A 23,753-nucleotide genomic window follows, 5' to 3' on the forward strand; every position below is an offset into this window, starting at 1 on the left:
CCCGCGGAGCGGGTCCCTATGCGCTGCGCGCATAGCAGTGACCGAATTCGCTCCGCGAATTCTGACGGCGCTGCGCGCCTCTCCGTAAACCGCTGCGCGGTTTACGGATAATTCACGCTTCGCGTGAATTTGAATTACCGCTGCGCGATAATTCATGACGGGTCTCTGCGCTGCGCTCCGAGATCGGGCGTCCGCTCCGCTCCCGCCCTACCGGCTCCGCCGGAGCTGGCAAAGTGAGGGGGTGGCCGGGATGGTGCCGTACGCCGATGCGGGACAGGGATTCCGAGGCCGCCCGGGGCGCCCCTGGGCGGCCTCAAGCGGAGACAGGCTCACGGGTCGCCTCCGGGGCCCTGGAAGGCACCCCGGGGAAGTGCTTCAAAACGGGGCCGAGACCAGCTCTGGACTCGCGCCCCACCTCCACTGCATCAGTCTGATGCACATGTACGAATGGCAGAACCACACCACAGCCCCTGGGCAGGTGCATCACTTCCCAGCACTGTTTAGAGACTGGGATTCTGTGCCACCACCGGGAGCCGCTGTACACCAACTGATGCACGGGTGGAATCACGAACCAACCACCACCACTCCCGGAGACACATTTTTCGCGTTGCCTCTTTGGACAGGCAACGCGAAACAGGCGTGAAAACCACGAAGACAAAGGAGACACGACGAACACGACACCGGCCGATACGGCTTCACGTCACCGCAATGCCCGGGAAATCGTCACCACGACCGACTGACCCAACCGCCCTTGAACAGCGCGAATACACCCACACATCAGTGACGTACAACACCGAACATCCCAGCGATATCACGGCCTAACCTCACAAGCCCGGATGGACGTGTTGACAGCGCGGCTAGGTTCGGATCATGAGTGAACGTGGGGCTGACGGCAGTGCAGGGGATGCGGACTACGGCCGGATAGGCGGCGGCTACGCCACCTACCGGCAGCCGGACGCAAGGATCGAGCAGGTGATCACCGCCGCCCTGGGTGGGGCGCGCACGGTGGTCAATGTCGGGGCTGGAGCCGGGTCCTACGAGTCGGCGATGCTGGAGGTGACGGCGGTTGAGCCGTCGGCGTCGATGCGTGCCCAGCGCCCCGCACACCTGTCGGCCGCCATCGATGCCGTGGCCGAGGACCTGCCGTTCGGCGACGACGCGTTCGACGCGGCGATGACCACCTTCAGCGTGCACCAGTGGGGCGACTTCAGATCAGGGCTTCGCGAGATGCGCCGGGTGGCCCGGGGCCCCGTCGTCCTGCTGACCTGCGACCCTGATCTCGTTCGGGACTTCTGGCTGTACGAGTACGCGCCGCAGGTGTTGGACACGGAGGCGCGCCGTTATCCGGTGATCGCGGATCTGGCCGAGGCTCTCGGGGGAGACACGACGGTGACCCGGGTGCCGATACCCGTCGACTGCACCGACGGCTTCAACGAGGCGTACTACGCACGCCCCGAGATGCTGCTCGACCCTGGTGCCCGGCAGGCGAACTCGGCGTGGAGCTTCGTCGGCGAGGAGTCACGGGAACAATTCGCCGTGGATTTGCGGGGCGACCTGGACAGCGGAGCCTGGGACGCCCGCTTCGGTGTCCTACGAAAGCAGCCTTTCTACGAGGGATCGTTGGTTGTGATCCGGTCCGTTCCGGCCTGACACCTGCGTCGAACCTCTGCTCGCGCTGCTTCACGGACGGTGGAGGTGCACCGGGAGGTCGAGCTGGTCGACGCCGTAGGCCAGGCCCTCACCCGGTAGGCCCGGCCGCTGGAGCGTGCTGCGAGAACGGGCCGGGCGCGTGGCGTCCGGCCGATCAGGGCCCGGCGCAGCCGTTGCGGGTTCCGAGGAGCGCCGCCCGCCCCGCTCCCCCACCACCACTAGGACCACGGGGAAGGGCGGCAGACGAGGAAGTCTGACCACTCACCACGTCGCGCAGGGCCCCTGACCAGGGCCGGAGCCCGTAGAGCAGCACGAAGAGGTCAACCCCCAATGCAACCCCCGGTGCGAGGTCCGTTTCAACCCACTGCGCAACCCCCTGTGCAACCCCCGTTGAAAAAGTCCCGCCGGAGGCCGGCCCCCGGCGCCAGCCCCGGAGCCGGTCGGCCGGTGACCGGGCCGGGCCCGGCTCGTTGAGCCCGGCGTACACGTGCACAGAGAAGCCCCGGGTCGTCATGGTCCCGGGGCTTCGTGCAGCGCGAGCCGTCAGCTCGGCTTGGGCTCCGGCTCCGAGGGCCGGAACATCTTCCAGACCCAATGGCCGTCCTCGAGCTGGGCCAGCAGGATGCGGTCCTGCTCATCCACGTCGTCGTCCGCGTCCCGTGCGTCTCGACGCGCCATGGCGACCGCGAACAGCAGGTCGGTGTGGAAGTCCTCCGGCAGCTCGGGAGCACCGTGTCCGCCGTCCTCGGTGTCGGCCAGGACCACGATCTCGTCGGAGCCGAGTTCGGAGGCCCTCAGCTGGTTCTCCCGCACGCTCAGGTAGCTGATGGCGTCGGCGCGTACCAGGGTCGACTTGGGGGCCCCGGTCGCCGGCCGGTAGCTCTTCCTCATGATCCAGACGTACTTCACGCTGTTCCCCTCCCGGAAATCGTTGGTGGTGGCCATGACCCGCCGGGGGCTGGCCCCCGGGATAGGGCTGCGACGCGAGAGGCCTGCACAGCGTCGTCAGGGGGGCACCAGCCGCCGGGCGCGGCTTGCTCTACAACTTGCCCTACAACGTGCCTTTCAACTTGCCTTTCCACTTGCCTTTCCACTTGCCCTCCAAGTTGCTCTACAACTTGCCTCCAGGTCCCGGCCGCCGGACCGCCCGCACCGCTCTGACCTGGAGGTCAGGGGGTCCGGATCTGCGAGCATCTGCGCCGACTACTTCTCTGAGAGACCCCTGAAGGGCTCGGAGAAGCCACTCGGGCGCGAGTGGTGAGTGCGTGGGGCCCTGGTGAGTGGAGCGTCTGCGCCGACTCACCACGAGCGGCCTGGCGGTCTGGCGGCCGTGGTGAGTCCGGCCGCCGTGGTCGCGTACGTCACCACGGACCGGTGTGCGTCACCGCGGTGACGTACCGGGGCGGTCAGGTCAGGGCGTGGTCCAGGAGGCCCCAGACCTCGGCCAGGTCCTCGCGCAGGGCCGTGCCCGGGTCCTCGGCCACCAGGCGCACCGCGCCCACCGCGAGAGAGGCGACCGCGACCAGGCGTAGCCGCTGTCCGGGGGTGAGCCAGTGGGCGGCCGGTGCCGCGCACGGTACCGCGCCGAGCACGAGCAGTGCCCACGGGTCCGCTCCGGCGAAGCCCTCGACCATCCCGCCGTCCCAGCCGGCCCTGGTGTCGTCCTCCGGGTCGAGGCCCGCCGTCACCGACTCCACCGCGGCCGCCAGCTCCTCACCCAGGGCGCGGCCCTCCGCAGTGTCCGGCGGTGCGGGCAGCGACCGCAGCCAGGCAGCCGCCCGGCGCCCTGCGGCGGCCGCCGCCTCCAGCGCCTCGGCCTCACCGGGCCACGGCTCACGGCTGGAGGAGACGGGCGGGGGCGGGGGCAGGTACGAGAGCGTCACCACCGGGTAACCGGCCAGACGGGCAGGAGGTCACCACCTCGCCCATCCCCCAGACCCCCAACCCCCCAGATCCTGGCGGCGTGACGCGGCTACCAGGGAAACCACCCTTCCTATCCCCCAGACCCACAGGTCTACGACGGGCCTCTGGGGGCCTGGGGGTACCGCTGGGGGCGAACGAGCACGTCCCGCCGGCCTACCGGCCTGCTGGGATACCGGTGCCCGGATGCCGGGGGCAGGGGCCGCCACCAGCACCCCGGGGGGGCCGAGCCGTACTCCGGGGACCCGGACCTGTCCCGCGCACCCATACGGCGCGGTCTGCCCGGACCCTAACCAGCCCGGCCGGTCCGGTCCGCTACCGGGCCCGCGGCGCGGTGGTCCGCTCCTCGGCCAGGACGGTTCCGTTCGACGCCTCGCGGTGAACGGGAACGTAGAGGCTCCAGCTGTTCGCGCCCTCGGTCGTGAACCAGCCCCCGGCCCAGTCCTCGGTGGTCCTGAGCACGACTCCAGCGAGCGGGCCGCCGACAAAACAGACGTTCATGGTTCCTCCGTGGTTGTAGCGGGCGGTGTTGCGGGCGACGGCCTGCTCGACTCCAGCGGCCACGCGGCCCAGGTTCGGCAGGAACGTGGTGAGGTGGCGGGCCATCAGCGGCCAGTCCGCACCGGCCATCAGACCGTTCAAAGCTCCCTCGGGCAGGACGGTGCGCAGCTACTCGGCCGACCAGCTCCCGGCGAGCTCCTCCGCGTCCGGGCCGAGCTCCTTCTCCTTGCACTAGTGGTGCTTCTGGGCGGCACGGTGGACCGCATCCGCGATCGTGAGGATCAGCCGAACCGACATCGCCGCGGCCTGCGCCGCCTCGGAGAGGGCTGCGGACAACGGCTCACCGAGCAGCTGCGCGGCGGCGGGCATGGTCATGGTGAAGGCTCCTTCGTACGGTCAACGCGAACACCCGGCCCCCAGGCCGGGGCCGGAGCCGGGCGCGGACCGGGGTGCGGTCGGGGTCGTACTCCCGTAACGGGCGCGGACAGGGAGGGGCTACGCCCGGCGGCGGGCGTCATCCATACGGTGCGCGGCGCGTCGGACAGCTGGTTGGTGTCCCCCGGATCTCCTGCTGTCGCCCCGACCTGGAGTGCGGTGCTGACGTTGTGTCACGGGCCGGTACCGGACCGGACGAATCACAGACGCGTCGCCCGGACGGGGCGATGATGTGGTCCGGGGTTCCGGTCAGGGCAGGGGGCATGGGGTGGCGGGTAACAGGCGTGCTGCCAGGGTGGGTTCGGCGGTCTCGGGGAGTTCGGCGGCGATCGCGTTCCTGGTGGCGATCGTGACGAACTACGTCACCGCGCAGCCTCCAAAGTGGGCGGAGAACACCGTCCTGGTGTGGTCGGTGTTCGCAGGGCTGGCCATCGTGTCGCTCGGGCTGTTCTTCTGGGAACGGCGCCTGGCCGGCGGGGCACCGGACGGCGGTGTGCGGTCGGTGCCGCTCGGGCGAATCGCCATAGGTGGGCACTCGATGAACCCGCCCACGGTCCCGGCACCGGTGCGGGGGCGCGAGGCGGAGCTGGAGCGGATCGGCGCCCTGGTTCGGGGGCCGGGCGGGGGCATGGCCGTGGTCTGTGGGGCCGGAGGCCTGGGCAAGACCACGCTCGCCGCCGAAGCCGCCGCGCAGGCCGGGGCGCAGGGGCGGGTGGTGGTGTGGATCCGGTGGCGCGATGACCCCGAGCAGCTCGGGCAGGACCTCGCCCAGGCCGCCCACATCCTCGGCCTTCCCGAGGCCCGGCTGGAGGAGGCCCGCACAGGCAGGGTCTCGCTCGTCGACGCCGTCTGGGAGCATTTGGGCGCCGTCGAGGGGTGGTTGATCGTTGTCGACAACGTCGACACCCCCACCCGCGTGGGGCCCGGGACAGGGCCGCCAGCCGCCTACCGGGGGTGGCTGCGGCCGCACGGAGGCGGAGTCCTGCTCGTCACGACCCGGGACACCACCCGGCAGACCTGGGGCCCCGACGCCGACCTGCTGCACCTTCAGCCCCTCGCCGACGAGGCGGCCGGCACGGTTCTCCTGGACGCCGCACCGCACGCCGGAACCGAAAACGAGGCCGAAGCGCTGGCCGTCCGGCTCGGCGGGCTCCCGCTCGCGCTGAACGCAGCAGGGGCCTACCTGTCGGTGCCCACGAGCCGGCACCAGACCTTCGCCGCCTACCAGCATGCCCTGGAGACCGAGTTCGCGGACCTCCTCGGCGCCGAGCACCCCACCGCGGCCACCGACCCCGCGGTCGCCCGCCGCGTCGTACGGCACACCTGGGATCTCTCCCTCGACCAGCTCGACAGCGACGGCTACACCCTCGCCCGCCCCGTCCTCCAGCTCCTCGCCCTCCTCGAACCCGCACCGGTCCCCCGCACCCTGATCACCCGGGAGCTCGTCTCCGACGCCACCGGGCTGCCCGCGACCGCGGCGACCGTGGACGCCGCGCTCGCCGGACTCCACCAGTACGGACTCCTCCACACACCCGAATCCGGTAGCTCAGAACTCATCTCACCGGCCGTCAGCCGGCTCCAGCTCCACCCCCTGGTCCGTGAGGTCACCGCCCACACCCTGAACCGCCCCGAGCCCGCGAACACCTGGCTCACAGCACTCGACGAACACCTCACCCGGGCCGTCGAGGTGGTCGCGGGCATGCCTGGCCGGACCGGATGGCCCACCGCCCGCCTCCTCGCCCCCCACCTCCCAGCACACCTCGACCGCAACACACCCCATAATTTCGGCAGCGCACGCAACACCCTGGACGATCTCGCGAGCGTCCTAGACGCCGCAGGAGCAGCGTCCGGAGAACTCCTCCTGCGCCGACACGTCCTGGACAACGAATCCACCGTCCTGGGCCCTGACCACCCCGACACCCTCAGCAGCCGCAACAACCTCGCCAGCGCACTGAACAGCCTCGGCGAACACCGGCAAGCCGCCGACCTCCACCAGAGAGTCCTTACGGATCGGCAACGCATCCTCGACCCCGACCACCCCCACACCCTCACCAGCCGCAACAACCTCGCCCACGCACTGAACAGCCTCGGCGAACACCAGCAAGCCGCCGACCTCCACCAGCAAAACCTCACCGACCGCCGACGCATCCTCGGCCCCGACCACCCCCACACCCTCAGCAGCCGCAACAACCTCGCCCGCGCACTGGGCGACCTCGGCGAACACCAGCAAGCCGCCGACCTCCACCAGCAAAACCTCACCGACCGCCGACGCATCCTCGGCCCCGACCACCCCCACACCCTCACCAGCCGCAACAATCTCGCCGACACGCGAGCCAGGCTGGCCCAGGCAGGGCGTCACCGGTGGTGGCAACGGGGCCGGTAGAGCCGAGGTACGTAGTCGCCGTCAGCGCGAAGACCTCGGCCCCACAGCGGGTCCCGCGCCTGGTCGGGCCGGTACACCGGTAACGGGCGGAGCCACAGGGGCGCCACGCCCGGCGGCGGGTGTCACCCGCACGGTGCGGGACGGCCGGGTGGCTGGCGGGGTGCTGGTGCGGATGGCGGCTTCGCGGAGCAGGGTGGCGGCCCGGGTCTGGGCGTCGTTGTGCCAGGCGGTGGCTGTGAGTGGCCGCTCCCACGGCAGCCGATCAACCGCTTGCCAGGCGGAGGGCAGCAGCCACTTGGTCACCTCATGACAGCGAACGCGCCCGCAGTCGGCCCCCATGACCAGGCACCCAGCGCCCTGTCCCGCTGACACCCACTCGACGCCACGAACGCACCCACTCACAGCCCGGATGAGACCGCCATACGGCCCGTCCCGGGCCTGCCCAGCGATCCGTCCCCGTCCCTCCAGCCGGACAGATCCGGGACGGACGCCGGACGGATCGCTGGACGGATGATCTGCACCAACCCGAGGGTGCGGTGGTCACCACGGCGGACCACTCCCGGCAATACCTACCGGCAACCCGCCGCGCACCAGGCCGGGCCGCGTCCTCCCAGGACAACTTGGCCCGGGTGGGGCCACCAGCCCCGTCTCGGCGTCAACCGCGGGGTCAGTCCAGGCCGGCGGGCAGTCTGGTGAGTTCGGCGGCCAGCGTCGCCACCGTGATCGTCCAGGGCGCCCAGAGGCTGGCCCCGGGGCCCGGTGAACGCACCCGGGAGGTCGGGCCCCGGGGGAATCCTCACGCTAGTCACCCCACCCCGGCCTGCGCATCGACCGGGCGCATAGCGCGGGAGCACCATGGCCCAGCCCGCTATGGGGACGTGGGATGCCTTTCTGGTGCTCGCGAACGGTTGCACTCCGGGCCTGCGCTCGATACCGGCCCGGTGTGATGCCGAACTCCCTCTCGAAGGCGTGGGAGAGTGCGTACGGGCTGCCGTAGCCGACTCGGCCGGCGATCACGGCCAGAGTTTCCTTAGTGTCACGGAGCAGGGTGGCTGCAAGGATCACGCGCCACCATGTGAGGTACGTCATCGGAGGACGCCCCACCAGGGTGGTGAAACGGCGCGCCAGAGTGGGGCGGGAGACGCCGGCCTCCGCGGCCAGGCGGTCGTTGCTCCACTGCGCGGCCGGCTGGGAGTGCATCGCCCGCAGGGCGGCGGCCGTCACCGGGTCGCCCAGCACGCTGGGCCAGGCTCCGCTGTTGCTCTGGGCCATCCATGAGCGGATCATGTAGACGAGGAGCAGGTCGAGCAGGTTCGGGAGTGCCACGCAGGAGCCGGGCCGCACCTGGTCCATCTCACCGGCGAGCAGGTCGATCGCCGAGCGGAGTTCGAGGTGGCTGCCGACTTGGCTGGGAAGGTGGACGACCTCGGGCAGTTCTGTCATCAGCGGGTGCATGCGGCTGCAGTCGAGCCAGTACTTGCCGCAGAGGATCTCCGTTCCGCCGCGGTCGGGCCGGACTCCCGGGCCTGCCTCCGCAAGCCACTGCTCGAACGGCACGGCCGACTGCGCCGCGGCCGTCGAATCGACGGGAGAATCGGCGATCACATGACCGGTGCCATGAGGCAGCAACACCGCGTCACCCACGCTGAGAGACACCAGGGCGCCATTGTCGGTCAGGAGCCAGCAGTTGCCCTTGAGGACGACGTAAAAACCCGCGCCATCGTACGGATCCAGCCGCGCACACCACTTCCCGTTCGTCCGCATCCGGTAGAACCACGGGTGCCCGAGGTGCACGGCAGAGATCGCGTCACTGACCACATCCATCTATCGAGGATATCTCCCGCATGATGCATGAGACGGGCTCGTATTTTTTTGAGCAGAACACGCATTGAGAGGCTTGTCGATCTTTCCTACGGTCGATCCCATGACGAACGAAAACGAGCGTGTGCAGAGCATGGTGCTGGGGGATGTTGAGGTCATCCGGGTGATCGAGTGGCACGAACCCTTCCTGCCCACCTCCGGCATGTTCCCGGGAGCGGACGCCGATGTGTGGAAGGACAACGAGGACTGGCTGGCACCCGATCACTGGGAGCCGGCCCGCGACGTGACAGTGATTGCACTGCAGAGCTGGGTGCTGCGCAGCGCCGGGCGGACCGTGCTGGTCGACACCGGAGCAGGCAACGGGCGCGAACGGCCGGACATGGGGCCATTCCACCGAGCTCGAAGCGACTTTCTCGGCCTCTTGGAGAGGGCCGGTGTTCGCCAGGAGGATGTGGATGTCGTGGTCAACACTCACCTCCACGTCGACCACGTCGGCTGGAACACCATCGACGCGGACGGGCAGTGGATACCGACGTTCCCCAACGCCCACTACCTCATTCCGGCCGCCGACAACTTCCATTACGGTCCGGACAACGGGTACGGGAACGGCGTACAGAAGGTCGACCGCTTGATCTACGAGGACAGCATCGCGCCCATCCACCAGGCCGGGCAGGCAGTGCTGTGGGACGGTGTCCACCACATCGACGAGCACCTCACCCTGGAATCCGCACCAGGCCACACCCCTGGCTCGTCCGTGCTGCGACTCGCATCCGGGACCGACCGGGCGGTCTTCGTCGGAGATCTGCTGCACAGCCCCACGCAGATTCTCGATCCCTGCTGCAACAGCAACGCCTGCCTGGCCCCGCAACAAGCGGTTGCCAGCCGCCGTCGGATTCTCGAGCGGGCGGCTGATGAACGGGAACTGCTCGTCCCCGCGCACTTCGGTGGTGCCGGCGCCCTGCACGTCCAACGCAACGGCGGTGGTTTCGCCCTCGGTTCCTGGGCATCACCCGGCCCGAAGAGGAGTGCCCACGCCTCTGAGTAGGTGTTTTTGATCCCTGGCCGTGAGCTGCGCGTACCTGGATGATCTGGGGTGTGGGGGCTGGCGGGACGGCTCGGCGGTACTGCCGAGAGTGTGGTGATCCGCTGCCGCAGACGATGGCGGCGGAGGCGGTGTTCTGCTCGGGTCGGTGCAGGTCACGGCGGTGGCGCAGGCATCAGCGGACCCGTCAGCGGGTGGCCGCGATGCAGCGGGGAGAGCAGGCGGAGTGCCCGGTGTGCGGGCGGTCGTGGACAGTGGGGGTGGAGCGGTCGAAGGCGGCGGTGTACTGCTCGGACCGTTGCCGGGTGCGTGCCTGCCGCCAGCGGAGGGCGTCGCGGAACGGCGTTACAGAAACGCCATAGCCGAACGCCTCGTGCACCCCTCCAACACCCCGTGCTTTGCACGGGTAGTTGGGAGCGATACCTGTGCGCTTCGAGCGCCCCTGGTTCACGCTCTGCCCCGGCGTGTCGCGCGCGCGTCACGGTGGACGGTGACCGGGGCCGGCGCCCCTTTGACCGGTCACGTCCTGGTGGCCGGGCCGGACCCGGGCGAGGGCGGTGGTCTTTATGGCCGACGTGGTCGACCGGATCGGGAACGTCACCCGGCAGCGTTACGAACAGCTCGTCACCCAGGCCAAGGAACTGATCGCGCAGATCGCCCGCTCGCAGTTCGCCTTGGGCGACATGGCGCTGGAGATCGAACCGATGAGGGCGGTGGGCGGGTCGATGCCGAACGGCACGGACGACCTGTTCACCGTAACGGAGTCGTTGCAGATCTTCGCGGACGACATAGGCGTCGAGCGGAGGACGGTGGAGGACTGGCGCTACACCGCCAACCGCTGGCAGAAGGAGCGACGCAAGGAGGGCGTGTCGTTCACCGTTCACCGCATCCTGGCCTCGGTGGCGGACGAGGACGAGCGGTGGGCCGCGATCGAGGACGCGCCGTTCAACCCGCGCACCGGGGCCCGGCAGTGGACACCGGACGGCGCGAAACGGGTGGTCGGCCAGCGGGTCGACCGGCCGGTGACGGTGGATGAGAAGGTCCAGGCCGTGGCCGACCTGACCCGGGACGACGAGGTCGCGGCCCAGGTCGCCACCGACCTGCTGAAGCGGCCGGCGGTCACCGAGCACGTCACCCCGGCCGAAAAGGTGCGGGTCGTCACGGAGCTGACCAGGGACGACAGCGTCGCGCAGGAGGTCACCACCAGTCTGCTGCGCCGTCCGGCCGTTGCCCGGACGACGATGCGGGACGACACCACCCGAATGCTCGTCAACCGCGCCCAGTTCGACAACTCCAACGAGACTCGTGACCGGATCCGGGAGCGCACCCCGGCCGTCCGGGCGATCGTGCACACCATCGAGTACCTCGACCTGGTCGGCTCCTGCCACGGCTTCGTGGCCACCCTCGGTCGCCTGGTCCCGCAGCTGCGCGGGCAGGAGTTCACCGAGGACGAGCGCGAGACCGTCCGCCGTCAGATCGGCCGAGTCCGTGCCGCGGCGGACTGGCTCGAAGGAGCGCTCGACAACGGCGAGTTCACTCTGGATGAGCAGCTGGTACAGCTGCTCAAAGGCGAGTAGGCCATGCCGCGACGCCGGGAGGCTCGGCCGCTGGCCGAGCACTACGGCGACCTGGTCCGTGTCGCCCTGATGGAAGCACGCCCCGCCGGCCTGCACACCTACCAGCTCATGGCAGCCACCCGCCTGACCCGCTCGCAGGTCGGCCGCGGCATCCGGCACGTCCGCGACGTCGTCGCCGCGGAGAACCTGACGCCGATTACCTGGACCCGCCGCGACGGGTTCATGTTCTCCGACGACCCCGCGGACTGGATCGAGTACGACAAGCGGCAGTTCCGGCAGATCCTCGGCCGCCTCACGCGGGTGATCACGGGCACGCTCGATCCGCACCTGGCCCGCTACCCCGACGACGAATGGGCCCAGCTCGCCACCGCCCAGCTCACGGGTGTTCGCGCCACTCTCGCCCAACTCTCCAAATAGCCCCTGCCCGCCCCGCCGATTACCTCTGCCGAGCCCGCCATGCCCGCTGCCTCTCGTCGCCGCCGCTACCCGTCCGACACCTCCGTCGCTGAATGGGCCCTTCTCGAACCCCTGCTGCCCGTCCCGGCCTGCCAGACCAAGACCGGCGGCCACCCGGAGAAGTGGCCCCGGCGGGAGATCGTCGACGGCATCCGCTACATCGTCGACAACGGCGCGAAGTGGCGAGCCCTGCCTGCGGATTTCCCTCCGTGGGAGACGGTTTACGGCTTCTTCTGGCGGTGGAACCGGGCTGGGGTGGTGACCTACATCCGTGACCAGCTCCGCCGCCGGATCTGTACCGGCAAGGGCCGCTGCCCGCACCCGGTGACGCTGATCGTGGACTCGCAGTCGGTCAAGGGAGCCTCCACCGTCGGCAGGAACAGCCGCGGGTACGACGCCGCGAAAAAGATCAACGGACTCAAGCGACATATCACCGTGGACACGCTCGGCCTGCCCGTGATGATCACGGTGACGCCCGCCGACATCCAGGACCGCGACGCCGCCCGCGACGTGTTCTGGCGGCTGCGCCTGACCCAGCCGCAGATCACCCAGATCTGGGCCGACCGCAGCTATGCAGGCGACCTCGTGGACTGGGCCCGCGACCGCCTATGGCTGAGCCTGCGCATCGTCTCCCGGCCCAAGGGCACCAAGGGCTTCGTCGTGCTGCCGCGCCGTTGGAAAGTCGAGCGCACGATCGGCTGGTGCATGAACGCCCGCCGCAACGCACGCGACTACGAACGTCTGCCCCAGCACTCCGAAGCACATCTGAACTGGGCACTCATCACCATGATGACCCGACGCCTGACCCGCAAGAGCCCCCGCACCGACACGTGGTCGAGGAAGCCACGGGCCACTCACGGCTGATTCCATACAAGCGTATAGCGCCAGAACAGCCGTCGTCGCAGCCGTGCGCCAGGGAGGATGTCTCTGGCTTCACGGGCGATGTCGTCAAAGGTCATGTCCGCTGAGCGAGTAGGGGCCGTCATGGAGACGGGGCGCTGCGAGGGGCGCCCCTTGTTCTTCAGCCAGCCCATGGCAGCGTTGGCCGGAATGGCGATGGCACCGAGCAGGTGGTCCACGGGGGTTTGGGCGCGAGACAGGCCGACGATCACCAGGGTTCCTCCCGGAGCCAGATGACGGCGGAAACGGGTGAGCGCCTGGGTGAACGGCAGGTGGTGGATCGTGGCGACGCACGTGATGACGTCGTAGGGGCCGGCAGGAAGCTCGGCTATTGCATCCGCGACAGTGAAGGTGACGGGGAGCCCGGAAGGCGTCAGCTTCTGGGCCTGGGCCGTGATCACCGGATCGGAATCGACGGCCTGCACAGCGTCGGCTCGTCCGGCCAAGCGCCTTGCAAGATCACCGCTGCCGGCACCAACGTCCAGGGCGCGGTCGAAGCGCCTCGGCAACTGCCGCAGGATCCAGCGATGGTAGTGGGCGTTGTGATCCCAAGGATAAGCGGCGTTGAACCGTTCAAGAGTCCGCAGGACACGAGGCGACAAGATCTTCATCGCCCCAGTCCATCAAGTCCCTGCGGCATGCGCACTCTGTTCCAGAACAAAGATCACTCGCTCCCGGACTGCCGGAACGCAGTCCAAGGAAGCGAGTAGAAAAACACCTACTGAGACAGCTCGCGCTGGGTCCGGCCCCCAGACCTGACACGGCGGCGGGGCCTCGCTTGATCACAGCCCCCTCAGCGACAGGCGTCGAACCCAGGGAGCTCGTCACCGCGTCCTCCGGGCGCGACGCCCTCAAGTCCCCGCTGGATCAAGAGGACTTCGCCGTCATCATCATGGACGTCCAGATGCCGGGGATAGGCGGCTACGAGTTCCGGACCGCCGCCGGTCGGCGAAGCGAAAGACCAGGGTCAGGCTCAGGACCGCGGGATTAGGACGTCGTGGAGTACGAGGCAGCCGGCCAACCTGCTGCTTCGCCCTCCTCCTCAGTTCTTCGGCCGAAAGAGCCCACTCTGCCCACTGTCGGGCCGCCCGGTATGACTGGGTCGCCGACGGGTCCCGGGCGGCCCCGGGCACGGTGGCCCGCCGGACCACTGTGCCAGCCCCGCGGCCGAGGGAGGAATCATCCGATGCGCACGGCAGGAAGGCAGGCGCTGCCACTGACCGGCCCACGACTTCCGCCGGGCCACCTCACACCTTCAGATCAACGGCCTGAGAGTGATCCAACTACCTGGAAGGTCCTTTCGTTAGCAGTTCTTACGGCCGGCGGGCCCGGGACGGCGGTTCACCAGGGCACGGGGCCCTCGTCGTCGAAGAGGCCCCCGGTTGGCCCGTCGTCGGGGAGGGTCGCGAGCCTGATCGCGACCCGCGCCCCCTCCTCGGCGGTGCGGGTCCCGCTGAAGGCGTTCAGGTCGGTAGCCACATGGCCGGGGCAGGCGTTGTTCACGAGGATCGGAGTGGAGCGCAGCTCCGCGGCGTACTGGACGGTGACCGCGTTCAGGAAGGTCTTCGTCGGCGCGTAACCCCCGCTGATCCCTCCGAGATCCGTGCCGGGATCGGTCTGCAGAGTCAGGGAGGCGACGTGGCTGGACTGGTTCACGATCCGCGGATGCGCGGAACGGCGGAGCAGCGGCAGCATCGCATTGGTCACCCGGACGACCCCGACGACGTTGGTATCGACCAGCCGCAGAAGGGTTGCGGGGCCGAGCGAGGTCGGCTCGTCGGGCCAACCACCAGCCGCACCAGCGTTGTTGACGAGTACGTCGAGTCGGCCCGCGCGCTCCTCCAGGAGCCGGGCGGCGGCACTCACCTCGGCGTCGTCGGTGACGTCGAGCGGGACGGCGAAGGCGTCGACCCCCTTCGCGCACAGCTCCGCGACGGCCTGCTCGCCACGCTCCCGGTCCCTGGCTCCGATGCCGACGCTCCAGCCGAGCCCGCCGAGGCCCGCCGCGATCTCGTATCCGATTCCCTTGTTCGCCCCGGTGACCAGCGCGATCGTCTGTTCTCTCATGTCCGCCAGCATCGGCGGCCGGGCGCCGGGGACCAACACCGTACGGGTCTGGCAGCGATGCCTTAACGGCATCGTTCGTGGTCAGGGCGGGTTACCGTGCCGACATGGAGATGCGTGAGCTGTGGTACTTCGTCGCGGTCGCGGAGGAACTGCACTTCGGCAGAGCGGCCGAGCGGCTGGGTATCGCCCAGCCGACGCTGTCCCGTGCGCTCGCCGGCCTGGAGGGACGGCTCGAGGTGGTGCTGCTGGAACGGTCCAGCCGCCGGGTCCGGCTCACCGATGCGGGAGCGGTGCTGCTGACGGAGGCGCGGACGATCCTCGCGGCGGCTGAGGCCGCCGAGCGGCGTACCCGGGAAGCGGCCGAGCGGCGGCCCCGTATCGCCCTGGCGGTCAAGGCCGGTACGGCGGGTGACCTGCTGGCCAAGGTGCTCGACGCGTACGCCGCGTACCCCGGCGCGTGTGCGGTCGATCTGCTGTTGTGCGAGGCGCACGAGCAGCGGGAGCTGGTGTGCTCGGGGCGGGCGGATGTGGCGTTGCTGCATCTGCCGTTCGACGCCGTCACGGGACTGGACAACGAGGCGTTGCTGACCGAGGGTCAGGTGGCCGTCCTGCCCGGCGACCATGCTCTGGCCGGCCGGACGGCGGTGCGGCAGGCCGAGCTGACGGCCGCACCCGGCCCTCCCCCGGCCCGCTGGCCCGCCCCGGACGGCGGCTGCCCCGAGGGCCCCGGGGTCGCGGTGCGGAACCTGACACAGCTCTTCCAGCTGATCGCCCTCGACCGGGCCACCGTGGTCCTGCCCGCCTCGGCCGCCGACGACCTGAGGCGGGACCTGGTCGCCGTGCCGGTGACGGACGCGCCGCCGGTGACGACGGTGCTCGCCTGGCTGCCGGACAGCCGGTCACGGCCGGTGGCCGATCTCGTCCGCGTAGCAACCTCGCTCTGAGTTTGTCTTTCGAGGACAGCTCCAGTTGCGGGGTCGGAGGGTGAGTCTCGCCAGGCTGCGGTGTCCGGCGTTGCGCCGGTTTGCCAGGACGACGAGAATGAGGGCTTCCGCTATGCGGGGCGAGGCCGACGGTGTCGACGGAGGCATTTCGTCGGTCGACTTCACATGCCGGATCGTGACTCACGACCGGAAGTCGGCGGCCGCGGTGTCGGCGTTCCGGCGGCGAAAGCCCGGCTGCGGGCCTCCAGTAAGCCGCGGATCTGCCGCTCAGCATCCGCAGTCATCGCTCGTCGACCTCCCGACCGAGGGCGTCCAGCCAGTCTGCGGTGCCTTGTTCGCGCCAGTCGGGCTGTTCCTGGTTGTCCAGGAAGGTGCCCTGCTCGACCAGCACCAGGCGGGTTCCGTTGCCATCGGGGACGAATTGGACGGTGGTCAGCGACACGGTCGACAGAGCTTCATCGGTGGACAGAGCCGTGGTGTAGACGATGCGCTCGTCGAGGACGATGTCGTGGTAGGTGCTTCTCGCGACGAGACCGGTTCCTTTGTCACCGTGCACGGTTTCGGTGCCTCCGACCCGGAAGTCCAGCGAGTAGCGGCCGTCCAAGGCCGCGAACCACCTCGCTTTCGTGTCGCGGTCGGACCAAGCCGCGAAGACCGCAGCGGGCGCAGGCGCGTAGGTCCGCTCCAGTGTGAACGTGCTGTGTTTCACCGAGTGGCTGGTCATGATCCTGACTCCTTCGGCTGGTCGTCGAGGACCGCGCCGAGGCGGTCCAGGGTGTGTTCCCACGCCGTGCGCTGATGCCGTAACCATGCCTCGGCGTCACGGAGCCCGGACGGGTCGATCCGGCAGGTACGGACTCTCCCGGACTTTTCCGACCGCACCAGCGCACTGTTCTGCAAGACCCTCAGGTGCTGGACCGTCGCAGCGAGCGTCACTCCGAGGTGGGCTGCCAGTTCACTCACCGTGGCCGGCCCCCGGGTCAGACGCTCGATCACCGCCCGCCGGTTCTCGTCCGCGAGCGCGTGGAACACCAGGTCCGCCGCTCCCGACTCATACTTAAGCATAAGCTTAAGCTTAGGCGCCTGGGCCACAAAGTCAAGTGGAGGCTTAAGCTTTTACTCGGCCTGCCGGGCGTGTCCGTGGATCGGTGGCGGTGGCGGTCAGTCTCCTCCCTCAGGCCGCCACTCGGTGTGACCGAGCCGGTCGGCGATAGTCCAGCGCCCCTGTCCACCGGGCGCTGTCTCCGGTGGTGCCGCGGTGAAGGTGAGGACGCTGTCGTCTGCGGGAAGCCACTCGATGGCCCATAGCCGGGTCCGGGAGGTTCTGCCTGCAGGGCGAGCGCAGCGCGGCAGAGGTTCTGCACGGGGTCGCGGTCCTGTGCCTCGATACCGAATCCGGCCCAGGTGGCGGGGCAGGGCAAGGAGCGTGTCGGACCGCATCGTCGGGCCGACACGCTCCTATGGCAGCGAGACGTGCTCGGGGGCGAGTTCGTCCGTGTTCTTGACGCCGAGCAGCTGCAGGGTTCGCGTGTACTCGGTGCCGAGTACGTCGATGGCTCGTTCCACTCCCTGCTCACCTCCGGCCATGAGTCCGTAGAGGTAGGGTCGTCCGATCATCGCTGCCGACGCGCCCAGGGCGCGGGCGGCGGCTAGGTCGGCCCCGGACCGCACTCCGCTGTCGATGAGTACCTGGCAGGCTCCGTCCACGGCTGCCGCGATACGCGGCAGGAGGTGCAGCGGAGGGACGGTGCGGTCCAGTTGCCTGCCGCCGTGGCTCGACACGACGACCGCATCGGCGCCGAGGGCGGCAAGTATCCGGGCACCCTCGACAGTTTGAATACCCTTGACGACAAGTGTCCTCGGCCAGCGGGCACGGAGCCATGCGAAGTCGGCGGGCGAGAGCGCAGGATCGAACATCCTCCCTACCAGCTCCTCCACCGTTCCGTCGAAGCCGGTCATCGCTGCGAACTTCAGCGGCTCGGTGGTCAGTGCGTTCCACCACCAGGCCGGCCGTGCCGCCATACCTGCGAGTGTCCGCAGCGTGAGCGTCGGAGGAATCGTGAGGCCGTTGCGCACGTCGCGCATCCTCGCGCCGCTGACGGGGGTGTCGACCGTGAGCATCAGTGCCTCGTACCCGGCGGCATCCACCCGTTCGATCAGTGCTTCGCTGGCCGCGCGCTCGCGCCACAGATACAGCTGGAACCAGTGACGCGCTTCTGGCGCACAGGCGCGGACTTCTTCGGGTCCGGTCGTGCCCATCGTCGAGAGCGTGTACGGAATGTCGGCCCGCGCCGCCGCCCGCGCCACTGCCACCTCACCCGCGTGATGCATCATGCGGGTGAATCCGGTGGGTGCCAGGACGAGGGGAAGCGCGGCCCGCGCTCCGAGGATGTCCGCGGAGGTGTCGACCCGTGAGACGTCCTTGAGCACCCTTGGACGGAACTGTGCGTCGTCGAACGCCGCCTGGGCCCGGCGGATGCCGATCTCCTGCTCGGCCGCGCCGTCCACATAGTCGAAGACGGAACGGGGAACGCGGCGGCGTGCCAACCGCCGGAGGTCCTCGACGGTGTGCGCACTCGCCAGCGGGCTCCCCGGGGTGAAGGGAGCTGCTCGGAACCGAAGCAACGGAGCAAGGTCAGCCCATCGGGGGACCTGCCGGTGCATCCGGCGCGGTGCGAAGAGCTTTCCGGCACCACTGGTGCCCGTAACCGTCATTCCCGAACCTCCGGACGGGGCAGCGAAGACAGACCGTCTTCTTGGACGGGGCAGCGGCCGGCGAGGCCGCACGGACTTCCGGCACCGGTTCCTCGAAGCGCGCGTGGTCGGCTCGCCCTGTCGCCTGTCGACGGGGCGCAACCACCTCTTCCTACGCCTTCATTCCCTGGGATCCGTGCCCTGAGCCCTCGCGGTGAGCAGGGCTGCGAGCCCTTGCTCGACCGCCGCATTCACGGTGAACATTTCGTGTCCTGAGGGGTGTTCGAGCAGGCCGACGATGTCGGCGCCCGCGCTCCGAAGCGCGTCGTGGAAGCGTCGTGCGCAGCTCAGCATCGTGGCGTCCGGGGCCACGCCCGGCAGACCGATCGGGATGTCTTCGAGCCGTCCCACCGCGAGAAACCAACGGGTGTGTGTGGTGTCGGGTGTGATCTGGCGGGTGAGCCATTCGCCGGGCTCGGTGTCCGGTTCCGGGGTGAAGTAGAGGCTGGGCGAGACGGGTAGCGCCGCGCCGAAGAGGTCCGGTCGGTGCAGGCCCGTGTACGCCGTGGCGAGCCCGCCGTAGCTGAAGCCGACCAGGACGCGCCGCTCGGTGGGAGGAAGCTCTGCGCGCTTGTCGAGCCAGGCGAAGAGCTCGTCGGTGAGCGCCTGTGGGAGGGCGGGGTTGCAGGCCATCTCGGCCATGCGGGAGGTCGGCGAGAGGTTGTGCCAGAGGACGGCCCGTACGGGCGGGACACGTCCCTCGGCGATCGCTGTGTCGAGGTGCTCCAGCACGAGTCCCCGCCGGCAGTGTTCGCCGTCCAGCACCACGACCAGGGGCAGGTCGTCGCCCCCACCCGCGGGCCGGTACACGTCGATACGGCGTCCACCGGGGAGCCGGTGCTCCACGACACGATCGGAGACGTCATTCGCCACGGGCAGCGCGTCGGCGTCCGGCATGATCAGCACGCTGCTCTGCGGTTCGTCGGAACCGTCCGCCAGGTCGACCACCTGACGCGGGTTGTACGGGTCCGGGCGCACCGAGCGCGTGTAGGCGGCGGCGAAGGCGGCGTACCGGTCGGGGTCGGACAACACCTCCATCATCTCCTCGGTGGTGTCCCCGAGCGTGGGCGGATCCACGTGGAAGCGGTACGCCGTGGTCACGTCACGGGCGATGCGGACCACCAGGGTCCACACGTTCGTGCCCGTCGCGCGCCGCATCGGCTGACTGAGGCGGGGGGCGTTGAGCAGGAGGGCCGGGGTGTTGAGCTCGACCTGGTCGACGTCGTCGACGTACACGAAGGTCACCAGCGCGTCGTGCCCGCCTTCGGTCTCCTCGATGATCGGCCCCTGGGCGGCCGCGAGGTCCGCCAGCAGCGCCGCGACGGCAGCCTCCGGGTCACGGGCGAGTTCGGCGTCGAAATGGTCTAGGCGACGGCTCGTGGACACCATCCGGTCTCCGGTGCGGTCGGTCATGCTGTCCTCCGGTCTTCGGCTTTAGCCGGCATGTGCCGCTCGAACCATCCGAGCACTCGTGCGGCGTAGTCGATGCAGGCGGGAAACGCGCGTACGCCGTGCCCTTCGCGCGGGTACACGACGAGCACCGATTCGGTGCCGTTCTCCCGCAGGCCGCGGTGGAACTCCTGCGCCTGGGTGGGCGGTGTGCAGCGGTCGAGGGCGCCTGCGACGAGCAGACAGGGCGTGGTGGCGGCGCCGACGTGGGTGAGGGGGCTGCGCGCGGCGTAGGCTCCGTCCCGCTCCGGGCCACCGCCCAGCAGGAGTTGGTCGAAGGAGGGGATGTTGCTGGTGTAGTGCTGGCTGTACCAGTCGGTCACCGGCGCGACCGGCACGGCGGCGGCCCACCGTTGATCCTGAGTCACCAGCCAGCTGGACAGGTAGCCCCCGTAGGAGCCGCCCATCAGTCCCACGCGGGCCCGGTCCACGATGCCGCGTCCGACCAGGGCGTCCACCCCGGACAGAATGTCCTGGCCGTCCAGCCCGCCGGGATCACCGAGGACGCGCCGGGCGAAGGCACGACCGCGTCCCGAACTGCCGCGTGGGTTCGGATTGAGCACAGCGTAGCCCCGGGAGACGAGCACCGGGACCACCGTGGAGAACATCGACCACTGGTTGCGGTACGCCCAGACCGGACCGCCGTGGATGTTGACCACCAGCGGGAACGGGCCATCGCCCGGCGGCAGGCACAGCAGGCCCTCGATCCGCAGACCATCGGAGCTGTGCCACGACACGGGTTGCGCCGTACCCGCCAGGCCGAGCAGGTCGTCGGTGCCCGGGTGATCCGTGCGGTGCAGCACACGTGGCGGCTTGCCGTCGCCCGGTACGGTGACGAGGCGTTGCGGGACCCGGTATCCCTCCTCGACGATCACGGCATCGCCGGCCGCTGTCCATCCGGCTTGGGGGTAGGGCATCCCGCAGCCGGTGTCGGCGGACGCCCACAGCTCGGTGGTGGTGCCGGTGGTGCGGTCGTGTACGGCCAGCACCGTCTCCAGGCCCCGCACACCGGCGTATCCGAGACGCCGCTCGTCGATCCAGTGCGTGGCAGTGACGTCGACGCCGAGCGTGTCGACCGGTTCGAGTGCTTCCGGTTGGCCGACCAGGAGGTCGCCGGCCACCACCCAGCGGTCCGAGGCGATCGCTTCCACGACCGCGACCGCACCCCCGTCCGGCGATCCGGCGGGCCAGCCGAGCTGGTCGCGGGGCGTATGCAGGCCGGTGGTGGTCCCGTCCCGGCGGATGAAGGTCAGCGCGGCGGTGTACCAGGCGCCCTCGTCAGGGCTCGGCGAGGTGACCGCCACGATGGCGTCCGTGCCCAGCCAGGCCGCCTCCCAGACGTTCACATCGGCGGGCGACCACCGGCGCAGCTCTCCTGAAGCGAGGTCGAAGACGTGGACCGAGCGCCAGATGTTCGCGGGTACGCCGTCGTCGACGGAAGGGGCCCAGTCCGGCCGGTCCGCAGGCTGCTCTCGGATGGTGCCGCTGCCCTGTCCTCCTGCCAGATCCGCGCCCCTGCCCGCAACGCCCAGGAGAACGGCGGATCCGTCAGGCGACCACGCCAGATACTCCACGGTCCCGGGCACGCCCGGAGCCAAGGTGCGCTGTTCGAGATCGGCACCGGACAGAATCGCCGCCTGGAAGACGCCGGGCTCGGCCTCGTCGGTCAGCAGAGCCACTTGCCGCCCGTCGGGCGAGAAGCGTGGGGAGCGGCGTGAACCGTCCCCGGGGTCCAGTGCGCGCAGCCCATCTGCCGCGAGGTGGTACGCCGCGCTGCGAGGAAGTCCCACGAGTTCGTCGAACACCGCGCCGGTGAGAGCGACGCGTGCTCCGTCGGGACTCGCATCGGGTTCGGACAGGCGGTGCGGACGGCCGAACGCAGGCTCGTGCACCGCGCGAAAGGCACGCTCGGTGAAGCTCCACGCGGCAGTCTCCCGGATGTCGCCGGAGCCCGCGACGGCGCCGGGTTCCGGCAAAGGGTCGACGCGTGGCAGGCTCGTCTCGATCGCGGCCGCCCGGTGCGCGGACGCGAACGCCGGGCCGATGCGGTCGAGAACGGCGGGGTCGCCGTCGACCACGAAGGGGTCGGGCGGTGCCTCCCCGCGCCGCCGGGCCGCCGCCCCGAGCATGACCGCGGTCCAGTCGCCGCGGTACACGACATCAATCTGGTCGGGATCGCCGAGTCCGACGTGCACACCTGTCACCGGGTCGAAGATCATCTGCCAATGGATCTCTTCTCCACCGGGGCCGTCCGTCAGCACATAGGAGACCCCGTACCTGTGGTCGAGGTCCCGGCAGACCGCGAGCACGGCCGGCTCCCCGTGCAGGAGCCCCCGCATCGTCTCGATGTGCTCCGCCGACATGAACTCCGGGATGCTCATGCCGCACTCCTCGTGTCCAGGGAGGCGAGCCACCGTTCGACGGCATCGGACGAGCGAGGGAGCGCCGCGGTCAGGTTGTCGTGCCCGTCCGGCGTCACGACGATGTCGTCCTCGATCCGTACGCCGATGCCGCGGAGGTGCGCGGGGACGAGGGTGTCGTGCGGCGACAGGTACACACCGGGCTCGACGGTGATGACGTGTCCGGCTTCGAGGGGCATCGTGGCGGCCTCCGAGGCGACCGCCAGGCAGTCGTGGACATCGACGCCGAGCATGTGACCGATGCCGTGCGGCATCCACCGCATGACCACCTGCTGGTCCGGCAGATCTCCGGCGACCCGGTCGGTGAGGACACCCAGGCGGCGCAGCCCGGCGCCGATGACCTTGACCGCGGCCGTGTGGAGGTCGCGCAGCGTCACCCCCGGGCGCACGAGGGCGAGCGCGGCCTCCTGGGCTGCGTACACGAGGTCGTAGACGGCTCGCTGCTCGGGCGTGAAGAGGCCGGACGCCGGGAAGGTGCGCGTGACGTCCGCCGCGTACCGCTCGCGACCCTCGATTCCGGCGTCGATGAGAACGAGATCGCCCTCGCCCACCCGCCCGTCGTTACGCATCCAGTGGAGCACCGTGGCGTGCTCCCCTGCGCCGACGACGGGGTTGTAGGCGGCTCCGTGCCCGAGCGTCCGCGCGTACTGGAGGAACACGCCTTCGAGATGTGCCTCACCGGACGTGGTGGCGGCGGGCAGGGCCGCGGCGAGTGCCCCGAACGCGGTGACGGTGTCTGCGGCGGTCTGCCGCAGGAGCGCGAGCTCGTGCTCGTCCTTCACCAGACGCATCCTTGCGATGATGCGGGACAGTTCACCGCCGTCCGCGGTGATCATGGCGTCGACATCGTCATCGAGGCCTCGGACCGCCCGGGCGCGACCGGCGGCTCTGAGCACCTGCGGCAGCCGTGACAGCGGCCGTACGGGAAGGCCGAGGGTGATGGCGACGTCCGGCGACGGCGACGGCTGGCCGTCCCAGAAAGCGCCCCGGTGGGCGTCGAGCAGCGACAGCGGGTCGCCGAGCGCGGGGCGCTCGTCCCGGTAGAGCGTCGATGCTCCCGAGGGATCGACGACGAGCACCGATCCTGGCTCGTCGTCACCGACGAGCCAGGTGAAGTCCGAGCCCGGCCGGAAGGGGTACAGCAGGTCGTTGCACCGCGGCTGCGGCCGGCCGCTGGGGACGACGAGCCACTCGCCGGGCAGGGCCGCCGCGAGGGCCGCTCTCCTGTGTGCCCTCGGGGCCGCACCCTGCCAGGGCTCGGCGGTCGGCGATTGCGGATTCCAGTGCCTGATCAGCAGCCGCAGTTGCTCGCGCGACATGCCTGGCCGCTGGGTGAGAAGCGCGTCGAGCTCGGCATCGGTGGGTTCGGTCATGATGTCGCCTCCTGGTCGGTCATCCGGTGGCGGCCGGACCGCGCCGGCTTCCGTCGGACGA

21 protein-coding genes are annotated in these 23,753 nt (G+C 69.9%); 7 read left to right on the plus strand and 14 right to left on the minus strand.

Annotated elements, in window-relative coordinates:
• Window positions 1-870: 870 nt before the first annotated feature.
• On the plus strand, window positions 871-1,650 hold the full coding sequence (locus ACIRRU_RS18705) for a class I SAM-dependent methyltransferase (RefSeq protein ID WP_403681675.1): 780 nt from the start codon (window positions 871-873) through the stop codon (window positions 1,648-1,650).
• 543 nt (window positions 1,651-2,193) lie between these two features.
• Here ACIRRU_RS18705 and ACIRRU_RS18710 read toward each other — a convergent pair.
• The 4 genes from ACIRRU_RS18710 to ACIRRU_RS18725 form a co-directional block, all read right to left on the minus strand.
• Window positions 2,194-2,595, minus strand: a complete 402-nt coding sequence (locus ACIRRU_RS18710) for a hypothetical protein (RefSeq protein WP_403681677.1) — start codon at window positions 2,593-2,595, stop codon at window positions 2,194-2,196.
• A gap of 461 nt (window positions 2,596-3,056) precedes the next feature.
• Window positions 3,057-3,536 carry a hypothetical protein gene (locus tag ACIRRU_RS18715; RefSeq protein ID WP_403681680.1) on the minus strand — a complete coding sequence of 160 codons (480 nt, stop codon included), beginning with the start codon at window positions 3,534-3,536 and terminating at the stop codon, window positions 3,057-3,059.
• 349 nt (window positions 3,537-3,885) lie between these two features.
• Window positions 3,886-4,212 carry a hypothetical protein gene (locus ACIRRU_RS18720; protein ID WP_403681682.1) on the minus strand — a complete coding sequence of 109 codons (327 nt, stop codon included), beginning with the start codon at window positions 4,210-4,212 and terminating at the stop codon, window positions 3,886-3,888.
• Between the two features lie 90 nt (window positions 4,213-4,302).
• Window positions 4,303-4,446: a hypothetical protein gene (locus tag ACIRRU_RS18725; protein ID WP_403681684.1), complete on the minus strand. Its 144-nt coding sequence runs from the start codon at window positions 4,444-4,446 to the stop codon at window positions 4,303-4,305.
• A gap of 328 nt (window positions 4,447-4,774) precedes the next feature.
• Here ACIRRU_RS18725 and ACIRRU_RS18730 point away from each other — a divergent pair, with 328 nt between their 5' ends.
• A complete protein-coding gene (locus tag ACIRRU_RS18730) occupies window positions 4,775-6,889 on the plus strand; it encodes a tetratricopeptide repeat protein (RefSeq protein ID WP_403681687.1) in 2,115 nt (704 codons plus the stop codon).
• 801 nt (window positions 6,890-7,690) lie between these two features.
• Here the strand turns inward: ACIRRU_RS18730 and ACIRRU_RS18735 are convergent.
• Window positions 7,691-8,713, minus strand: coding sequence for a cupin domain-containing protein (locus tag ACIRRU_RS18735; RefSeq protein WP_403681689.1), 1,023 nt, complete (start codon window positions 8,711-8,713; stop codon window positions 7,691-7,693).
• Window positions 8,714-8,813: 100 nt separating this feature from the next.
• Here ACIRRU_RS18735 and ACIRRU_RS18740 point away from each other — a divergent pair, with 100 nt between their 5' ends.
• A complete protein-coding gene (locus ACIRRU_RS18740; protein WP_403681692.1) occupies window positions 8,814-9,755 on the plus strand; it encodes an MBL fold metallo-hydrolase in 942 nt (313 codons plus the stop codon).
• Between the two features lie 184 nt (window positions 9,756-9,939).
• Here ACIRRU_RS18740 and ACIRRU_RS18745 read toward each other — a convergent pair whose 3' ends face one another.
• Window positions 9,940-10,131 (minus strand): hypothetical protein, encoded by a 192-nt coding sequence (locus ACIRRU_RS18745; protein ID WP_403681695.1) that lies wholly within the window; start codon window positions 10,129-10,131, stop codon window positions 9,940-9,942.
• Between the two features lie 187 nt (window positions 10,132-10,318).
• On the opposite strand from ACIRRU_RS18745, the gene ACIRRU_RS18750 reads away from it, so the two are divergent.
• The 3 genes from ACIRRU_RS18750 to ACIRRU_RS18760 are packed head-to-tail and all read left to right on the plus strand — an operon-like array spanning window position 10,319 to window position 12,649.
• Window positions 10,319-11,329, plus strand: coding sequence for a DUF6192 family protein (locus ACIRRU_RS18750; protein WP_403681697.1), 1,011 nt, complete (start codon window positions 10,319-10,321; stop codon window positions 11,327-11,329).
• A 3-nt stretch (window positions 11,330-11,332) separates the two neighbouring features.
• The gene (locus tag ACIRRU_RS18755) at window positions 11,333-11,746 is read left to right on the plus strand and encodes a hypothetical protein (protein WP_229882432.1); all 414 of its coding nucleotides are present in this window, start codon (window positions 11,333-11,335) and stop codon (window positions 11,744-11,746) included.
• A gap of 39 nt (window positions 11,747-11,785) precedes the next feature.
• Entirely contained in the window at window positions 11,786-12,649 is an 864-nt protein-coding gene (locus ACIRRU_RS18760) for an IS5 family transposase (protein ID WP_403681699.1), read from the plus strand.
• Here ACIRRU_RS18760 and ACIRRU_RS18765 read toward each other — a convergent pair.
• Window positions 12,640-13,296: a class I SAM-dependent methyltransferase gene (locus tag ACIRRU_RS18765; protein WP_403681702.1), complete on the minus strand. Its 657-nt coding sequence runs from the start codon at window positions 13,294-13,296 to the stop codon at window positions 12,640-12,642. The two genes, ACIRRU_RS18760 and ACIRRU_RS18765, sit on opposite strands and share 10 nt — an antisense overlap.
• 730 nt (window positions 13,297-14,026) lie before the next feature.
• Window positions 14,027-14,764 (minus strand): SDR family oxidoreductase, encoded by a 738-nt coding sequence (locus ACIRRU_RS18770; RefSeq protein ID WP_403682117.1) that lies wholly within the window; start codon window positions 14,762-14,764, stop codon window positions 14,027-14,029.
• A gap of 92 nt (window positions 14,765-14,856) precedes the next feature.
• Between ACIRRU_RS18770 and ACIRRU_RS18775 the strand changes: the two genes are divergently transcribed.
• Window positions 14,857-15,696, plus strand: a complete 840-nt coding sequence (locus ACIRRU_RS18775) for a LysR family transcriptional regulator (protein ID WP_403681705.1) — start codon at window positions 14,857-14,859, stop codon at window positions 15,694-15,696.
• Window positions 15,697-15,976: 280 nt separating this feature from the next.
• Here the strand turns inward: ACIRRU_RS18775 and ACIRRU_RS18780 are convergent, their stop codons facing one another.
• From ACIRRU_RS18780 to ACIRRU_RS18805, 6 genes are all read right to left on the minus strand, one after another.
• A complete protein-coding gene (locus tag ACIRRU_RS18780) occupies window positions 15,977-16,420 on the minus strand; it encodes an SRPBCC domain-containing protein (RefSeq protein WP_403681707.1) in 444 nt (147 codons plus the stop codon).
• A complete protein-coding gene (locus ACIRRU_RS18785) occupies window positions 16,417-16,761 on the minus strand; it encodes an ArsR/SmtB family transcription factor (protein ID WP_403681709.1) in 345 nt (114 codons plus the stop codon). The genes ACIRRU_RS18780 and ACIRRU_RS18785 overlap by 4 nt, the downstream gene beginning before the upstream one ends.
• Window positions 16,762-17,154: 393 nt before the next feature.
• Window positions 17,155-18,243 carry an alpha-hydroxy acid oxidase gene (locus ACIRRU_RS18790; RefSeq protein ID WP_403681710.1) on the minus strand — a complete coding sequence of 363 codons (1,089 nt, stop codon included), beginning with the start codon at window positions 18,241-18,243 and terminating at the stop codon, window positions 17,155-17,157.
• Window positions 18,244-18,570: 327 nt separating this feature from the next.
• Window positions 18,571-19,863, minus strand: a complete 1,293-nt coding sequence (locus ACIRRU_RS18795; RefSeq protein ID WP_403681712.1) for an alpha/beta hydrolase — start codon at window positions 19,861-19,863, stop codon at window positions 18,571-18,573.
• The gene (locus tag ACIRRU_RS18800; protein WP_403681715.1) at window positions 19,860-22,280 is read right to left on the minus strand and encodes a prolyl oligopeptidase family serine peptidase; all 2,421 of its coding nucleotides are present in this window, start codon (window positions 22,278-22,280) and stop codon (window positions 19,860-19,862) included. The genes ACIRRU_RS18795 and ACIRRU_RS18800 overlap by 4 nt, the downstream gene beginning before the upstream one ends.
• Window positions 22,277-23,692 (minus strand): aminopeptidase P family protein, encoded by a 1,416-nt coding sequence (locus ACIRRU_RS18805; RefSeq protein WP_403681717.1) that lies wholly within the window; start codon window positions 23,690-23,692, stop codon window positions 22,277-22,279. Before ACIRRU_RS18805 ends, ACIRRU_RS18800 begins: the two co-directional genes overlap by 4 nt.
• Window positions 23,693-23,753: the final 61 nt, after the last annotated feature.

The organism is Streptomyces sp. NPDC101181, assembly GCF_044767975.1.
Classification (GTDB): Bacteria; Actinomycetota; Actinomycetes; order Streptomycetales; family Streptomycetaceae; genus Streptomyces.